This window comes from Thioclava sp. L04-15, assembly GCF_002020275.1.
GTDB lineage: Bacteria > Pseudomonadota > Alphaproteobacteria > Rhodobacterales > Rhodobacteraceae > Thioclava > Thioclava marina.
On record NZ_MPZW01000004.1, the window covers coordinates 1 to 16696 of the forward strand.

15 protein-coding genes are annotated in these 16696 nt (G+C 64.3%); 11 read left to right on the forward strand and 4 right to left on the reverse strand.

Going from position 1 to position 16696, the window contains the following annotated elements; genetic code table 11:
- The first annotated feature begins 363 nt into the window (after positions 1 to 363).
- The 9 genes from BMI90_RS10170 (at position 364) to BMI90_RS10210 (ending at position 9990) form a co-directional block, all read left to right on the forward strand.
- Complete coding sequence (locus BMI90_RS10170) at positions 364 to 654, forward strand: metalloregulator ArsR/SmtB family transcription factor (protein ID WP_078529044.1); 291 nt, start codon at positions 364 to 366, stop codon at positions 652 to 654.
- Entirely contained in the window at positions 651 to 1715 is a 1065-nt protein-coding gene (locus BMI90_RS10175) for a permease (RefSeq protein ID WP_078529046.1), read from the forward strand. Before BMI90_RS10170 ends, BMI90_RS10175 begins: the two co-directional genes overlap by 4 nt.
- 12 nt (positions 1716 to 1727) lie before the next feature.
- Positions 1728 to 1964, forward strand: coding sequence for a thioredoxin family protein (locus tag BMI90_RS10180; RefSeq protein ID WP_078529048.1), 237 nt, complete (start codon positions 1728 to 1730; stop codon positions 1962 to 1964).
- Positions 1957 to 3762 carry a PhnD/SsuA/transferrin family substrate-binding protein gene (locus BMI90_RS10185; protein WP_078529050.1) on the forward strand — a complete coding sequence of 602 codons (1806 nt, stop codon included), beginning with the start codon at positions 1957 to 1959 and terminating at the stop codon, positions 3760 to 3762. The genes BMI90_RS10180 and BMI90_RS10185 overlap by 8 nt, the downstream gene beginning before the upstream one ends.
- A complete protein-coding gene (locus BMI90_RS10190) occupies positions 3759 to 4376 on the forward strand; it encodes a response regulator (RefSeq protein WP_078529052.1) in 618 nt (205 codons plus the stop codon). The genes BMI90_RS10185 and BMI90_RS10190 overlap by 4 nt, the downstream gene beginning before the upstream one ends.
- A gap of 96 nt (positions 4377 to 4472) precedes the next feature.
- Complete coding sequence (gene dsrO, locus BMI90_RS10195; RefSeq protein WP_078529054.1) at positions 4473 to 5207, forward strand: sulfate reduction electron transfer complex DsrMKJOP subunit DsrO; 735 nt, start codon at positions 4473 to 4475, stop codon at positions 5205 to 5207.
- A gap of 1 nt (position 5208) precedes the next feature.
- A complete protein-coding gene (nrfD, locus tag BMI90_RS10200) occupies positions 5209 to 6324 on the forward strand; it encodes an NrfD/PsrC family molybdoenzyme membrane anchor subunit (RefSeq protein WP_078529056.1) in 1116 nt (371 codons plus the stop codon).
- A 12-nt stretch (positions 6325 to 6336) separates the two neighbouring features.
- A complete protein-coding gene (locus BMI90_RS10205; protein ID WP_078529058.1) occupies positions 6337 to 9414 on the forward strand; it encodes a molybdopterin dinucleotide binding domain-containing protein in 3078 nt (1025 codons plus the stop codon).
- Positions 9415 to 9546: 132 nt separating this feature from the next.
- Entirely contained in the window at positions 9547 to 9990 is a 444-nt protein-coding gene (locus tag BMI90_RS10210; RefSeq protein WP_078529060.1) for a YtoQ family protein, read from the forward strand.
- Between the two features lie 82 nt (positions 9991 to 10072).
- Here the strand turns inward: BMI90_RS10210 and ugpC are convergent, their stop codons facing one another.
- From ugpC to BMI90_RS10230, 4 genes are all read right to left on the reverse strand, one after another.
- Entirely contained in the window at positions 10073 to 11164 is a 1092-nt protein-coding gene (ugpC, locus tag BMI90_RS10215; protein ID WP_078529062.1) for a sn-glycerol-3-phosphate ABC transporter ATP-binding protein UgpC, read from the reverse strand.
- Between the two features lie 4 nt (positions 11165 to 11168).
- On the reverse strand, positions 11169 to 12077 hold the full coding sequence (locus BMI90_RS10220) for a carbohydrate ABC transporter permease (RefSeq protein WP_038076548.1): 909 nt from the start codon (positions 12075 to 12077) through the stop codon (positions 11169 to 11171).
- Positions 12070 to 12942, reverse strand: a complete 873-nt coding sequence (locus BMI90_RS10225) for a sugar ABC transporter permease (RefSeq protein WP_078529064.1) — start codon at positions 12940 to 12942, stop codon at positions 12070 to 12072. The genes BMI90_RS10220 and BMI90_RS10225 overlap by 8 nt, the downstream gene beginning before the upstream one ends.
- A 72-nt stretch (positions 12943 to 13014) precedes the next feature.
- Positions 13015 to 14253: an ABC transporter substrate-binding protein gene (locus tag BMI90_RS10230; protein ID WP_093470144.1), complete on the reverse strand. Its 1239-nt coding sequence runs from the start codon at positions 14251 to 14253 to the stop codon at positions 13015 to 13017.
- A gap of 211 nt (positions 14254 to 14464) precedes the next feature.
- On the opposite strand from BMI90_RS10230, the gene BMI90_RS10235 reads away from it, so the two are divergent.
- Both BMI90_RS10235 and BMI90_RS10240 read left to right on the forward strand, forming a co-directional pair.
- Positions 14465 to 15190: a response regulator transcription factor gene (locus tag BMI90_RS10235; protein ID WP_078529068.1), complete on the forward strand. Its 726-nt coding sequence runs from the start codon at positions 14465 to 14467 to the stop codon at positions 15188 to 15190.
- Positions 15187 to 16638 (forward strand): HAMP domain-containing sensor histidine kinase, encoded by a 1452-nt coding sequence (locus BMI90_RS10240; RefSeq protein WP_078529070.1) that lies wholly within the window; start codon positions 15187 to 15189, stop codon positions 16636 to 16638. The genes BMI90_RS10235 and BMI90_RS10240 overlap by 4 nt, the downstream gene beginning before the upstream one ends.
- The last annotated feature ends 58 nt before the right edge of the window (positions 16639 to 16696 follow it).

The window sequence follows — 16696 nt, forward strand, 5'->3', positions numbered from 1 at the left end:
CAACCAAATCTTTTGAAATACAGTTCGATGGCGCCCCAAGGGGCGCTTTTTGCATTCGGATTCCTCCGCTGGAAGCACGCGGCGCGGAATTGACACGCTTGCATTTGGTCTGACCTGATCCTCGGAAACATCCTCGATTTGAAATCACGCTGTCCTCCATCAAAAGAGGTAGGCGATGAAGAGGTGCCGATTCAGCGAAGATTCCCTCCTCACACTATCCCGAATTCGACATCTGTAAGCTCCGCCTGAGAACGAGGGTTTTTCCACCATTTTCATCCATCCGATGATTTGGATCAAAGCACACCGGCCTGGGATATGCGGTTATGCGCATATTCGAGCTGCGTGATCCGGAAGGGTGGTGGCATGTTGTTATCCGTTCTCTCTGCTCTGGCCGAACCGACCCGTCTCGAGGCGATGCGGTTGCTTCTTGATGAACGCGAGCATTGCGTTTGCGAGTTGATGGAGAGGATCGGGGCGACGCAAAGCCGGATGTCGCGACATATGCGGGTTCTCAAGGACGCCGGATTGGTCACCGATCGCCGCGACCGGCAATGGGTGCGCTACCGGCTTAATGACGAGATGCCTGCAGATATTCGGGTGGTTTTGGCGGCCGTCCTCTCGGTCGGCCCCGCAAATGACAGGAGTGCGGCATGAGCACGGGAATGACGGATCATCCGCAGGCACCTCTGCGCGGGAACTGGCTTTGGCATATCGGCGTCGCGGCGTTCGTCGCGTCCTGGTGGTGGCTCTATCATCAGTTGCTCGCGCTGTCGGACTGGCTCACCTCGCTTATGCCGGTCGCCCGCCATAGCCATGCGGGAGAGGCGATCGCGTTTTTCTTGTACGACGTTCCAAAGGTGATGATGCTGCTGACGCTCATCGTCTTTGCGATGGGGATCGTGCGCAGTTTCTTCTCCCCCGAGAAAACCCGTGCCTTGCTCTCGGGCAAGCGCGAGGGTGTCGGCAATATCCTCTCGGCGGGGCTCGGCGTCTTGACGCCGTTTTGTTCCTGCTCGGCCGTCCCGCTGTTCATCGGTTTCATCTCCGCAGGCGTGCCTCTTGGCGTGACTTTCTCCTTCCTGATCGCGGCGCCGATGGTGAACGAGGTCGCGCTGGTGCTCCTCTTCGGGCTGGTGGGGTGGCAAGTTGCGCTGACCTATCTCGTCTTCGGTCTCGCGATCGCGATCATTGCAGGTTTCGTGATCGGGAAGTTGCGCCTTGAGGGTTGGTTGCAGGATTGGGTGCGTGACATTCACTCCGGTGCCCAGGTGCCTGAAGGCCTCGAAGACGAGCGCCTGAGCATGGTCGACCGCTATCGGCTGGGGATCCAGGCTGTCCGAGAAATTTTCGCGAAGGTCTGGATCTGGATCGTGCTCGGGATCGCGATGGGCGCGCTGATCCACGGCTACGTGCCGCAAGACCTGATGGTGCGGATCATGGGGGCCGATGCCTGGTGGTCCGTTCCGGCCGCGGTCCTGATGGGCGTCCCGATGTACACCAATGCCGCAGGCGTGATCCCGATCGTCGAGGCGCTTCTCGGCAAGGGCGCGGCGCTCGGCACGGTGCTTGCCTTCATGATGAGTGTGATCGCACTTAGCCTCCCCGAGATGATCATCCTCAAGCAGGTGCTGACCTTGCGCCTCATTGCGGTGTTCATCGGCGTGGTCGCAAGCGGCATTCTCGCTGTCGGCTACCTGTTCAACCTTATGTTCTGAAAGGAACGCGAAATGAAAACCGTCAAAGTCTATGGCCCGGGCTGCAAGCGTTGCGAGACGACCGCCGAGATGGTGAAGCAGGCGGCTGCGACGCTGGGTATCGACGTCGAGGTCGAAAAGGTTTCCGATCCGAAGGCGATCGCGCTTGCGGGCGTGATGTCGACGCCGGGGATTTCCGTCGATGGCAAGCTAGTGCATGCGGGTGGCTTGCCTGATCCCGACCGGCTCGCGGGGTGGCTGAGTGCATAATACCGCGCGCGTCCGCTTTCGCGGGCCGCTCATCTTTCGCTGGATGGCGTTGGTTCTCGGCCTTCTCTTGGTGGCCGACGAGGCTTTGGCCGAGACGCCGTTGCGAGTCGGCGTGCTCGACTACCTCGGTTCGGAGCATTCGCTTGCGCATTGGGCGCCAACCGAAAAGGCGCTTGCTGCGGCGTTGCCCGATCACGAGGTGCGCCTCGTCGCGCTCGACATTCACCAGCTCGATGCGGCGCTCGCCGCGGGGGATCTCGATTTCGTGATCACCAATCCGGGCAACTATGCCGAGCTGGAATATCGCCATCACATCAGCCGGGTCGCGACTGCCGAAGGGGACCAGCCTGTGGCCTCGACGCTGGTGGCGCGCGAGGACATGACGGGGATCGGCGATCTTGCGGGGAAGCGGCTCGCGATCGTGGCTCCCGAAGCCTTTGGCGGCTTCCAGCTGATCTGGTCGGAGATGGCCGACACGGATCGCGGTTTGCCGGGCAAGGTGGAACTTGTGGTGACGGGGTATCCGATGCAGCGCGCGGCGCAGGCTGTGCTGGATGGGACCGCGGACGCGGCGGTGCTGCGCGCCTGCATGCTCGAGGAATTGCAGGCCGAGGATCGCGCCCGCTACGGTGCACTTCATGCATTCGCGCAGCGCAGTGTGGAGGGCACCGATTGCGCGGTCTCGAGCCCCGTCTATCCGGGCTGGCCCTTCGCGAAGACGCGCGCGACTTCGCCAGAGCTGGCCAAGCAGGTCGCCGTGGCGCTTTTGCAGATCCGGCAGGGAAACCTGTGGACCGTTCCGCTCGATTACCAGCCGGTTCACGAGTTGATGCGCAAGCTCCAGATCGGCCCCTATGTTCGCACCGGCCCGGTTTCCATTCGCGAATTCATCGCCGATTATCGCGACTGGCTGATTGCACTCGCGGCGGCTCTGGCGTTCTGGGCTCTCTATTCCGTGCGGATCGAGACGCTGGTGCGGCGGCGCACTCGGGCGCTCGATCAGGCCAATGCCCAGCTCAAGCTCGAGATGGCCGAACGCCAGCGCGCCGAGGAAGCTGACCGGCAACACCGGCGTGAGCTCGACCACGTCGCGCGGCTGTCGATCCTCGGCGAGATGGCCTCCTCGATCGCCCACGAGCTCAACCAGCCCCTCAGCGCGATTTCCAACTACGCGCAAGGTTGCCTGTTGCGGCTCAAGACGGGGAATTTCACGACCAGCGACATGGAGACCGCCTCGAGCGAAATCGCCGCGCAAGCCAATCGTGCAGCGACCGTGATCCAGCGGATCCGCGCCTTCGTACGCAAGCGCGAAAGCCAGCGTGCTCCGGTCGAGATCTGCGACTTGCTGGACGAGTGCGCAGCACTCTTCGATGCGGCAGTGCATCGCGCAGGCGTCGTCGTCGATCTGCACTGCCCGCCGGATCTGACGGTGATCTCGGGCGACAAGGTGCAGTTGACCCAGGTGGTGCTGAATCTCATCCAGAACGCCATCGACGCGATGTCCGAAACCGCTCCCGAGGCGCGCCGCATCACGATCCGTGCCGAACCTGCGCGCGATCCGTCCGAAGGCGAGGGTGTCTGCGTGTCGGTGCGCGATCACGGTCACGGGATGTCCGGGGCCGCGATGGACCACTTCGCCGAGGCCTTCTATACCACAAAGAGCGAAGGGATCGGGCTGGGGCTCGCCTTGAGTCACTCGATCGTCGAGGCGCATGGCGGCACGATGCGTGCCCAGACGCCCGAGGATGGCATCGGGCTGCGCGTGGCGATCTGGCTGCCGGTAGAGGAACTGGAATGAGCGGGGATGCGATCATCCATATCGTCGATGACGACCGGGCGGCCCGCGAGGGCCTGGGCTTTCTGCTCTCTTCGCTCGGTCTCGAGACCCGGGGTCATGCCAGCGCAGCCGATCTGCTCGGGCATCTGGACGGGCAGGTGGTGGGCTGCATCCTGGCCGATGTCAGAATGCCGGGCATGACCGGGCTCGAACTGCTCGATGAGCTGGGTCGGCGTGACTGCCCGCTTCCGGTCATCATGATCACCGGTCATGGCGATGTCCCGATGGCAGTACGGGCGATGCGCGCGGGCGCGATGGATTTCTTCCAGAAACCCGTGAACGGCATGGCTCTGGTCGAACGGATCAACGAAGCGCTTGCGCTCAGCCGTGAGCGCGCCGCAACCGGGCGCGAACGCGCGCAGCTCGTCAGTCGGGTCGCCAGTCTGACCGCACGCGAGGCCGAGGTGGCACGCGCCGTGCTCGCGGGGCGGCAGAACAAGCAGATCGCGGCGGATCTGGGGATCAGCCTGAAGACCGTCGAGAACCATCGCCACAACGTCATGGACAAGATGGGTGCGGGCAGCGCGGCCGATCTGGTGCGACTGCTTGTCGCGGCGGGATGGGCTGAAACCTAGGGGTTAACCCCCAGGGGGGCGGGGTTTCCTCCGATACCGCGCGCGAGGGCGGCGGGCGTAAGATCCGGGTTGAGCCAATCAGAAAGGATCAGCCCAATGGATACGACCCGCCGCGGCTTTCTGAGCGCCATCGGCAAGGTGACCATCGGTGCCGCGGCCTCCGTGGCCGGTGCCGCAGGCGCCGCCGAGGCCGCAACTGCAGAAGGCCATGTAGCGCATTGGGGCATGGTGGTCGACCTGCGCAAATGCATCGGCTGCCAGGCCTGCACCGTCGCCTGCATCATGGAAAACGCCGTCCCCGAGGACGCTTTCCGCACCCATGTTTCGGTCTACGAACTCGTCAAGGACGGGCAGGATCCGGCGATGGTGATGTTGCCGCGTCTTTGCAACCATTGCGACGACCCACCCTGTCTGCCGGTCTGTCCGGTCGAGGCGACCTTCAAGGCCGAGAACGGCGAGGTTCTGGTCGATGCGTCGAAATGTGTCGGCTGTGCCTATTGCGTGCAGGCCTGCCCCTACGACGCGCGCTTCATCAACCACGAAACGCAGGTCGCGGATAAATGCACCTTCTGCTTCCACCGAACCCAGGCGGGGCTGTTGCCGGCCTGTGTGGAAACCTGCGTCGGCGGGGCACGCAATTTCGGGGATCTGAACGACCCGGAAAGCGAAGTCTCGAAGATGCTCGCGGAAAACGAGGTCTCGGTGCTGCGCCCCGAGATGCATACCAATCCCAATGTCTATTACATCGGCCTCGACGAGGTTCTCGAAGGTCGGGTTGCGGGCGAGGCTGCCTATCATCCCGAAATGGCCGACCACGGGGAGGCTCACTGAGATGGACGTGCAAGTTCATGAACTCGTCGGAGCGGTGCATGAGGCGGCTTGGCTGCCTTGGGCCGTGCAATATTTCTTCCTGATCGCGATCTCGGCGACTGCGCTCCTGATGGCGCTGCCGGGCTTTGCCTTCGGGCGCGCAGAGGCCCTGCCGCGCGCGCGGCTGGCGCTGATGACAGCGGTCACGACCGGGATCACCGCGCCGATCGCGCTTCTGGCCGACCTGCACCAGCCCGCACGCTTCTGGGAGTTCTTCGTCTACACCCACACCAGTTCGTGGATGGCCTGGGGCGCCTGGATCGTTCCCTCCTATGTCGTCTTCACGCTGGGCTTCGCCTGGGCGCTGCATCGTCCCGCCTTCTTCGCGATGGGCCAGGAAAACTGGCGCTTCGCTTGGCTCTTCCGTTGGCTGAGCCTTGGCGGCCCGTCGAACGGTTTCGCGCCTTTGCTGGGCGGGCTTGCCGGCGTCGCCGCGCTCGGGATCCTGACCTATACCGGGGTCGAGGTGATGGTCGTGCGCGCCCGCCCCTTGTGGAATACGCCGCTTCTACCGCTGCAGTTCGCGGCAACCGGGTTCGTCGGCGCGCTGGGTGTGATGCTGGTGCTCGAGCGGATGTTGAGCCGCGACGGCGCGCTCGAGGCCGCACTCAACCGCCGGCTTGTCGTCGCCCTCTGCGTGGTGGCGAGCCTTGGCGCGATCTGGCTCACGGTCGCGAAATCGGGGCTTTCGCCCGCCCATTCGCAGGCTCTCGCCTCGGTAGCGGGCTTCACGATCTGGCAAGAGATCGCGTTCTGGGGCGCAGCGGCGATCGCGGTGCCGCTCCTGCTCGGCCTGATCGCTCCGCGCCATACCGGCTGGGCGACGGGGCTGATCGCGATCCATGCGGCCTGGATGTTCCGCTGGACCGTCTTCATGGGCGGACAGGCGGTGCCGAAAGTCGGTTCGGGTCTCTACGACGCGCTGCTGCCCACCGGGGTCGCGGGGCTGATGGGGGTGATCGGCACCTTCGGGCTCTGGGTCTTCCTGCTCGTCGTCTACACGACCTTCCTTCCCTGGACCGAGGCCGGGCTGCCCGAGCGCAGCCATGGCGCCCCCCGTCCGGCCCGTTCTGTCTGAGGAGTTTCAATCATGACCAACCGTCGCAATATCCTCAAAGGAGCCGCCGCGACCGCGGGGCTCGCCACCTTCGGCGCGGGCTATGCCGAAACGGTGAAGAAGATCACAAAGGGGAAATGGGCCGGCGAGGTGCCGCGCAACGAGCATCTGACCGGAAATTCGATCCCCGCCGAATACCGCGTCGATCCCGAGACCGGCGATGTCGAGCTCAATCCCGATCAGGCGATCAGCTACACGATGTGCATCGGCTGCACGACGATGTGCGGGGTGCGGGTGCGGGTGGACAAGAAGGCCAACAAGGTTCTGCGCGTCGCGGGCAACCCCTATTCGCCGATGTCGACCGATCCCTTCATTCCCTATTCGGCCTCGGTCGCCGAGAGCTTCGCGGCGATGGCGCAGGCAGGCAAGGGACAGGGGCTCACCAGTCGCTCCACCGCCTGCGGGCGGGGCAACGCGGTGCTGCAGCAGGTCGACAATCCGCGCCGGGTGCTCAAGCCGCTCAAGAGGCTCGGGCCGCGTGGCTCTGGCCAATGGCAGACGATCAGCTTCGAGCAACTCGTGGCCGAGGTCGTCGAGGGAGGAGATCTCTTCGGCGAAGGGCGCGTGGCGGGTCTGCGCGAGATCCGCGATCTCGAGACGCCGATCAAGGAATGCGCGCCCGAGCTTGGTCCCCGCGCCAACGGGCTGGCGCTGATGAACTGCGTCGATGACGGGCGCGACAATCTGGTGCTGCGCTGGCTCAAGCAGAGCTTCGGGTCGAACAACTTCACCCGGCACGGCTCTTATTGCGGCGGGGCGTATCGGTCGGGCTCGGGGGCGCTCTTTGGCGATTTCAAGAAAATGCCCCATGCCAAGCCCGACTTCTCGAATGCCGAGTTCATCATCTTCGCAGGCACCGCGCCGGGCAATGCGGGCAACCCGTTCAAGCGGATCGGGACGCTGGTTGCCAAGGCCCGCTCGGATGGCGATCTGAGCTATGTCGTCGTCGATCCGGTGCTCAACAACGCGCAGAACGGCCCTTCGGGCGAGCGGTCGCGCTGGGTGCCGATCAAGCCGGGCACCGATGGCGCGCTGGCGATGGCGATGATGCGCTGGATGTTCGAGAACGACCGGATCAACGCCGCCTATCTCGCCCAGCCCAGTCAGGCCGCCGCCGACGCCGCGGGCGAGGCAAACTGGACCAACGCCACCCACCTGGTGATCGTGGACGAGGTCCATCCCCGTTTCGGCCGCACGCTGCGCGGCTCTGATATCGGGTTGGCTGTCGAGGACGGACCCTATTCGGAGGCCGATCCTTTCCTCGTCGCGTCCGAGGCCGGTCCTATCCCGGCCGGCGCCTCGGCCGCGCCGCTCTATTTCGACGGCGTGGTCGAGACCTCCGGCGGGCCGGTCGCGGTCAAGACTGCGCTGAGTGCGTTGCGCGACGAAGCCTATTCGCAAAGCATCGAGGCCTATTCAGAAGCCTGCGGCATCCCGGTCGAGACCATCGTGGGTCTTGCGCGCGAGTTCACCAGCCATGGCCGCAAGGCGGCGGTGAACAGCCATGGCGGGATGATGACCGGCTCGGGCTTCTACAACGCCTATGCGCTCACCATGCTCAACACGCTGATCGGCAACCTGAACTGGAAGGGTGGCACGATGATCGCGGGCGGTTGGTTCCCCGACAACAAGGGGCCCGCCTATGATCTAGCGTCTTTCCCGGGGGCGGTGCAGGCCAAGGGCCTGCCGATCGGGCGCAACGTTCCTTATGTGAAAACCAGCGAGTTCAAGGCCAAGAAAGCGGCAGGCAAGCCCTTCCCGGCGGATGCGCCCTGGTATCCCAACGCGCCGGGGCTCGCGACCGAGTGGATCAGCTCGATCGTCAATCATTACCCCTACGGCGCCGAGGCGCTGATCTTGCGCAATACCAACCCGATCTACGGGATCCCCGGCATCGCCCCCCTGGTCGAGAAGCTGAAAGATCCGCAGGTCGTGCCGCTGATCATCTCGATCGACCCGTTCATCAATGAAAGCTCGGCGATCGCGGATTACATCGTGCCGGATTCGGTGATGTACGAGACCTGGGGCTTCACCAAACCCTGGGGCGGCGTGGCCACCAAGGCGACCTGCGCGCGCTGGCCGGTGATCGAGCCGAAGATGGAGAAGAATGCCGAAGGGGAGCGCGTCGGGCTGGAGACCTTCCTGATCGCGACCGCCAAGGCAATGGGCCTGCCCGGTTTCGGCGATCACGCGATCCCGGATTCCGAGGGCAATCTGCACCCGCTCAACCGTGCCGAGGACTGGTATCTGCGCGGGGCGGCCAATGTCGCAATGATCGGCAAGACGCCGGTCGCGGATGCGAGCGACGAGGATATCGCGCTGTCGAACGTCGCCCGGATCGTCGAAGATCTGCAAGCCGTTCTGAAACCTGATGAATGGCGCAAGGCTGCGACCATCTTCGCCAAGGGCGGGCGCTACGAGCCGATCGAGCGCAGCTATGATGGCGATCGCGCGACCTATGCCTTCTCCGAGCCGATGCTGATCTGGAACGAAGGGCTCGGCAGCTTCCGCCAGTCGACCACCGGCAAGCACATGCCCGGCACGCCCGCCTGGCGCGAGGCGCAGTTCGCGGATGGCTCGAAAGTGGCCGATCATTACCCCGATGCCGATTGGCCGGTGAAGGTGATCAGCTACAAGTCGCCGCTTCAGAATTCCTATTCGGTGGGCGCGACGGCACTGCTGCGCATCGTGGCCTCGAACCCCGTCGCGGTGGGGCGAGCCTTGGCCGAGGCGCATGGGATCTCGACCGGCGACATGGTGCGGCTGACGACGCCGGGCGGCACGCTCGAAAGCGTGGCCGTGGTGCGCGACGGGCTCGCGCCCGACACCGTGGCGATCGAGCATGGCTTTGGCCATCGCGGCTTCGGTGCGCGCGACATCACAATCGACGCGACGACCGTGCCCGGTGATCCGCGCCTTGCGGCGGGTGTGTTGCTCAACGATCTGGGCCTCGTCGATCCCACCCGCGAGAAAGCGGGCGTCTGGGTCGATCCGGTCTCGGGTACGGCGGTGCGTCAGGGGCTGCCCGCGCGGATCACCCGGATCGGCTGAACCGGGACGCGGGGCGCGCGGTGCAACTTGCAAAGGCCAGCTCCATGGTCGAGACTCCGGCCTCGACATGGCTGGCCGTGGCGTCACTTGTGCGCTGCCCGATCCCGAGCTGGCCGAAACAAGGGAGTTGAGATGAGACTGAGTGTTTACCTCGCAGGCGAGATTCACACCGATTGGCGCGAGGCCGTGATTGCGGCCTGTGAGGGGCTTGAGATCGACTGGTCCGGCCCGGTCACCGATCACGCGGCCTCGGATGATTGCGGGGTCGAGATTTTCGGCGCCGAGGAAAACAAGTTCTGGCACGACCGCAAGGGGGCGTCGCTCAACGCGATCCGCATCCGTACCGGCATTGAGCGCTGCGACGTTCTCGTGGTTTGCTTCGGCGAGAAATACAAGCAATGGAACGCCGCCTTCGATGCGGGCTATGCGGCCGCGCTGGGCAAGCCGATCATCGTGCTGCAACCGCCTGAACACGACCACGCGCTCAAGGAGGTCGACGCGGCCGCCAGCGCGGTGGCTCGCACGCCCGAGCAAGTCGCCCGTGCCCTTCGTTATGTGACCACGGCAAAGCTCTGAGCGGGACAGCCGCGACGTCGATCCGCGCAAAGAAAAACGGCCGGGCCCTCGCGGGTCCGGCCGTTTCATGTCGTTTATACGCTCAGATGCGCTGACCGGAGGCGGGTTCGAAGAAGGTGACCTTCTCGAGATCGAACTCGAGATCGAGCATCTCTCCGGGATGGGCGACGGTCTCGGCGTGAAGCCGCGCGGTGATCATCTTGCCACCCATATGGGTCGTCACGAACGTATCGGCGCCGGCGGGCTCGACCATGTCCACCCGGATCGCTGCGCGCTGCACGGTGTCGCCCGAACGATACCCGGCCTCGGCCAGATCCTCGGGGCGCACGCCCACTACGACCTCACCCGGAAGATCCTTGCGCGGCACGTTGAGGAAGATCGGCTCGAGACCTTCGCGGTCGATCTCGAGCTTGGTGCCATTGCCCTCGCTATGCGCGCGCGCCGGGATCAGGTTCATCGGCGGGCTGCCCATGAAATCCGCGACGAAGGTATTCGCTGGGTGATTGTAGATCTCCGAGGGCGTGCCGATCTGCTGGATCACGCCGCCCTTCATCACCACGATTTTCGTCGCCAGCGTCATCGCCTCGATCTGGTCATGGGTCACATAGACCATCGAGGCGCCAAGCCGGTGATGGAGTTTCTTGATTTCCGAGCGCATCTCGACGCGCAGCTTTGCGTCGAGGTTCGAGAGCGGTTCGTCGAACAGGAACAGCGCCGGATCGCGGACCAGAGCACGCCCCATCGCGACGCGCTGGCGCTGCCCGCCCGAGAGCTGGCCGGGGCGGCGCTTGAGGAGCTGCTCGATCTGCAATTGCTTGGCAACCTCGGAGAGTTTGCGATCCTGTTCCTCTTGCGGGATGCCACGCACCTTCATCCCGAAGGTGATGTTCCTAGCCACCGACATCGTCGGATAGAGTGCGTAGGACTGGAACACCATCGCGATGTCGCGATCCTTCGGGCTGACATGGGTCATGTCGCGCCCGTCGATCTCGATGCTGCCCGAGGTGATTTCCTCAAGCCCCGCAATGCAGTTGAGCAGGGTCGATTTCCCGCAGCCCGAAGGGCCGACCAGAACGAGGAAATCGCCCTTTTCGATGGTGACGTTGATATCCTTCAGGATCTCGGTCGAACCGTAGTTCTTGTAGAGATGCTTGATGTCGAGAATGGGTGCCATGAGATCAGCCTTTCACGGAACCGGCGGTCAGCCCGCGGATGAAGTATTTCCCGGCGACGATGTAGACGAAGAGCGTCGGCAGGCCCGCGATGATCGCTGCGGCCATGTCGACGTTGTATTCCTTCACGCCGGTGGTCGAGTTGACGATGTTGTTGAGCGCGACGGTGATCGGTTGCGATCCGGCCGAGCTGAACGAGACGCCGAAGAGGAAGTCGTTCCAGATCTGGGTGAATTGCCAGATGATCGTGACAACCGCGATCGGCAGCGAGAGCGGCAGAAAGATCGACCAGAAGATGCGGAAAAAGCCCGCCCCGTCGATCTTGGCCGCGCGCACCAGCTCATGCGGGATCGTCACGTAGTAGTTGCGGAAGAACAGCGTGGTGAAGCCGAGCCCGTAGATCGTGTGCACGAAGATCAACCCCGGGATGGTCCCCGCAAGTCCGAAGATCCCCAGCATCCGCGCCATCGGCAGCAGCACCACCTGGAAGGGGATGAAGCAGCCAAAGAGCAGGAACGCGAAGAACAGGTTCGCGCCGCGGAACCGCCATTGCGCGAAGATATAGCCGTTCAATGCGCCGATCAGCGTCGAGAGCAGCACGCCCGGCACCGCCATCATCACTGAGTTCCAGAAGAACGGGCGCAGCCCCTCGCACTGGATGCCGGTGCAGGCGCCGCTCCAAGCCTTGCCCCAGGCGTCGAAGGTGACCTCGCGCGGTAAGGCCACGAGGCTTCCGGTGCGGATCTCCTCGAGCGATTTGAGCGAGGTGGTCAGCATCACGAAAAGCGGCAGCAGGTAATAGAGCGCGAAGAGGCACAGGAGCGCATAGAGCCCCCAGCGCAGCAGGCGGCGGCCGATCAGCGCGCCGGCCGACCGTGGCTCGCGCCCGGTTTGGGTCAGGGTCGCGTCAGTCATTCTTCGCCCTCAATTCGGAGTAGAGATAGGGAACCACGATCGTGAAGACGACGAGCATCATGATCATCGCCGAGGAGGCCGCCTGGCCCAGATCCCCGCGCGAGAACGCCATCGCATACATGTAGGTCGCGGGCAGGTCGGTCGCGTAGCCCGGACCGCCGCCGGTCAGCGCGATGACGAGGTCGAAGCTCTTGATCGCGAGATGGGCGAGCACGATGAAGGCCGACAGGAAAATCGGCGCCATCGAGGGAATGATGATCGCGGTATAGACGCGCCAGGTTGGGATGCCGTCCACCTGCGCGGCCTTGATGATTTCTCCATCGACCGAGCGCAGCCCCGCAAGAAACAGCGCCATCACGAAGCCCGAGGCCTGCCAGACCGCGGCCATCACGATCGCATAGAGCGCCATGTCGGGATTGATCAGCCAGTCGAAGGTGAAGCTCTCGAAGCCCCAGCCCCGCACCATCGCTTGAATGCCGAGCCCGGGGTTCAGGATCCATTTCCAGGCGGTGCCGGTGACGATCATCGAGAGCGCCATCGGGTAGAGGTAGATCGTACGCAGCGCGCCCTCGATGCGGATCTTCTGATCGAGGAAGATCGCCAGCATCAGCCCGAGGATCATCGAGATCCCGATGAAGAGCGCGCCGAAGACGAAGAGATTGGAAAGTGCGGTGTCCCAGCGCGGGCTGGCGAACAGCCGCTCGTATTGGATCAGCCCGTCGATTTCGTAGCGCGGCAAAAGCTTGGAGCGCGTCAACGAAACCCAGGCCGTCCAGGCGATGAAACCGTAGACGAAGAGGAGCACGGCCACGAAGGTCGGCGCCAATACGATCTTTGGGACATGGCGGGAAAGCCAGTCGGTCATGGGATTTGTCCTAGATGGGGACCGCCCGGCCCTGCGGGTGCAGAGACCGGGCGGAAGGGCGTAATCAGGCGATTACATCGAGTTGGCGACGGCGGTGGCCAGCTGCTGCACGGCCTCTTCCGACGACATGTCCGAGTTGAAATGCGCGGTGACGACATCGGTAATCGCACCGGCCTGAGCGCCACGCAGCGCCATGCCATGGGCGTAGGACGGCAACAGCGAGCCGTTCTCGCCATCAGCCTTCATGTCGGCAGCCGACATCTTCGCGCAGTCGTCGAACTTGTCGAGCGACACGTCGGTACGCACCGGGATCGAGCCCTTGTTCAGGTTGAAGGTCTCCTGGAAGGAGGGACCGACGATCAGCTCGGCCAGGATCTTCTGGCCTTCCTGTTTGCCGGCGCCATCGACCTTGAACATCGCGAAGCTGTCCACGTTGTAAAGGAAGCCGGCATCGCCCGGGGTCGGCGCGCAGACGAAATCGGCGCCCGGGGTCTTGCCCGCGGCGAGGAATTCGCCTTTCGCCCAGTCGCCCATGATCTGGAACGCGGCCTCGCCATTCATCACCATCGCGGTCGCGAGGTTCCAGTCACGGCCCGAGAAGTTGTCATCGACATAGCCGCGCAGCGTGCGCATCTCGTCGAAGACCGCTTTCATCGTGTCCGATTTCAGCGCGTCCTGATCGAGCTCGACCAGTGCCTTGTGGTAGAATTCCGGCCCGCCGAGCCCGAGCACGACGGTCTCGAACACGGTCGCGTCCTGCCAGGCCTGACCGCCATGCGCGAGCGGTGTGATGCCAGCAGCTTTCAGCTTCTCGGCGGCGGCGTTGAACTCTTCCCAGGTCTTGGGCATCTCGATGCCGTTGGCGTCGAGGATCGCCTTGTTTGCCCAGACCCAGTTCACGCGGTGCACGTTGACGGGTGCCGCGCACCAATGGCCGTCGCATTTCATGTGATCGGCGATACGCGCGGGCAGAACGTCGGCCCAGTGCTGTTCTTCGGCGACATCCGAGATATCGGCGAGGACGCCTTCTTCATACCACTCCTGAATCGCTGGGCCCTTGAGCTGAACCGCGGTCGGGGCGTTGCCCGACAGAACGCGGGCGCGCAGGGCGCTCATCGCGGCATCGCCACCGCCCCCGGCGACCGGCATGTCGGTCCAGGTGCCGCCGCGCTGGGCGAATTCCTGCTGGAGCACGGCCACGGCTTTCGCTTCGCCGCCCGAAGTCCACCAGTGCAGAACCTCCGCCTTCGGTTCGGCGAACGCGCTGCCCGCGGTCAGCGCAAATGCGGACAGGGCTGCGAATGCAGTCATCTTGGTCATCGATTTTCCTCCCGATGTCTGCGCCTCCCTCCAGAGGCGCGGTAACGCGGACATTCTGCAAAACGATTTTCCGGTCGCAATCCCGTTACCGCCAGGTCTCTGCGCTGCGGCATGAGATTCTTGTCGGGTTTGTTACAAGCTGTTACCAATTCCGGGTTTTTCGGCGGCGCCATTCCGGGCTGCGCGCAAGGAAGGGACAGGAATGACGATTCCCCGGCTCCTGATCGTCGATGACGATTCCGAGATGCGCATGATGATGGTGACCTATTTTCAACGCCACGGTTTCATCGCGCATCCGGCCACGAGCGAGGCAGAGATCAACGCCCATCTGGCGGAGAACCGCGTCGATCTGATCCTGCTCGACGTGATGCTTGCCGATGAGAACGGGATCGAGATCTGCGCGCGGCTGCGCTCGGAGGAAGATGTGCCGATCATCCTTGTCTCGGCGCTCTCGGCCGATCATCAGCGCATGGCGGGCTACGAGGTCGGCGCCGATGATTACATCGCTAAACCCTTCAACCCCGAACTTCTGATCGCGCGGGTCAAGGCGGTGCTGCGCCGGGTGCGCCGGTCGCCTTCGCTGAGCTATCGCCGCGCCACGAGCGTCTGGCATTTCGGCGGGTGGCGCTATGACGGCAAGCGCGACGAGGTGATCGCGCCGGACGGCTATCAGGTGATGCTCTCGAGCCGGGAGACGGCGCTCCTGAAAGTGTTGCTGGCCAATCCCCATATCCCGCTCACCCGCGAAGAGATTGCCGCAGCTCTGAGCGATCACCCCGAGACCGACGCTAGCGGACGGGCGATCGACGTACTTGTGGGGCGGCTGCGCTCGAAGATCGAACGCAATCCGAAAGCGCCGCAGATGCTACGCACCGAACGCGGCACAGGATATGTCTTTGCCTGCGACGTGACGCGCGAGGAGACATGAGGGCGCTGCCCCATCCCAGCCTGCGCGCGATGGCGGCCTTCTGGATCGCGGCAGCCTTTCTCGCCGGTGTGGCGGCGGCATGGCTCTGGTTCGACAGCCAGGGCGCCTGGCGCGAACATCTCTTGCACGCCGATCGCGACGGGCAGCTCTTGTATGCCGCAATCGAGACCGGCTCGACGATGCCGAAGGACTTGCAAGCCTACCCTCTGACGAAGCCCGATGCCGAGCTGGCCGAAAAAGCGCAGTTCATCTCTTTGTCCGACGCGCCGCGGCCCGCCCTGCTGACCCATATTCCGGTCACGGGGCTGCATCCGAGCGGCACCAACATGCCGCAGCTGGTGATCGAGGCGGTTTCCTCCGATCTGAGCTATCCGGTGGGGCGTTTGACGACCGGACCCGAGATGGCCGCGCAGGAGATGTTGGGCCAGATCGTCCGGCTTCTCTCGACCTATTGCGGCGATCCGCTGGTGGTGCTGCGCAGCTCTGGGGGGACATGGTATCGGCTTGACGGCTCGGCGCTCTGGAGCTGTCAGGCGGTGCCGCGCGACAGGCGCATCGCGGCGATGGCGCTGGGCGGGTTTGCGTTGCTCGCGCTGCTGGCGAGCGCCAGCCGCATCGCGCATCGCTTCAGCGATTTCGCGAGCCAATTGCACGATCGCCAGTTGCGCGGCGGGCCCGATGCTTACGAACGCGAGGGTCCGGCCGAGCTTGCCGCCATCGTCGAGGCGGTGAACCTGTATCTCGACCGCGAGCGCCAGCGGCTGTCAAAGCGGCTGATGGTGCTCTCCGGGGTGAGCCACGATCTGGGATCGCCAGCGACGCGCCTGCGCTTGCGGGCGGCGCTGATCGAAGACGAGGTGCTGCGCAACCGTTTTGCCGCCGATATCGAGCGCATGACCGAGATGATCGACGGGGTGCTGGCCTATACCCGCTCCGAGCTGAACGTCGAGACGCCCCGCAAACTGAGCCTCACTGCGCTGGTCGAGGCCCTCGTCGATGACTACCGCGACGCGGGGCAGCCGGTCGAGCTGCGCCCGATCGAACCGGTGCGCACGGAAGGCGCGCGTTCGCTGTTTTCCTCGCGGGTGGGCCATGGGGAGCTGTCCGAGCGGCAGATCCTCGTAACCGCGCGCCCGATGGCCTTGCAGCGCGCGATCTCGAACCTGATCGACAATGCGCTGAAATACGGACGGCGCGCGCATGTCAGCCTAGAGGCGGATGCGCAGCGCGCGCAGATCGTGGTGGAAGACGAGGGCGGCGAAACGCGCCCCGAGGTGATGGCCGCGCTGACCGCACCGTTCGAGCGTGGTCCGCAGGAGGCGCAGGTCTCTGGCCATGGGTTGGGCCTGACCATTGCCGCGACCGTGGCCGAGGCGCATGGGGGCAGCCTGAGTTTTGCGCAAGGCGCGCGGGGGCTGCGCGTGACCCTGACGATTGCGCGCGGGTAAGGCGCGAAGGGCCGCCGCTGTTCCCGAAATGAAAAGGGCCGGCAATCGCCAGCCCCTC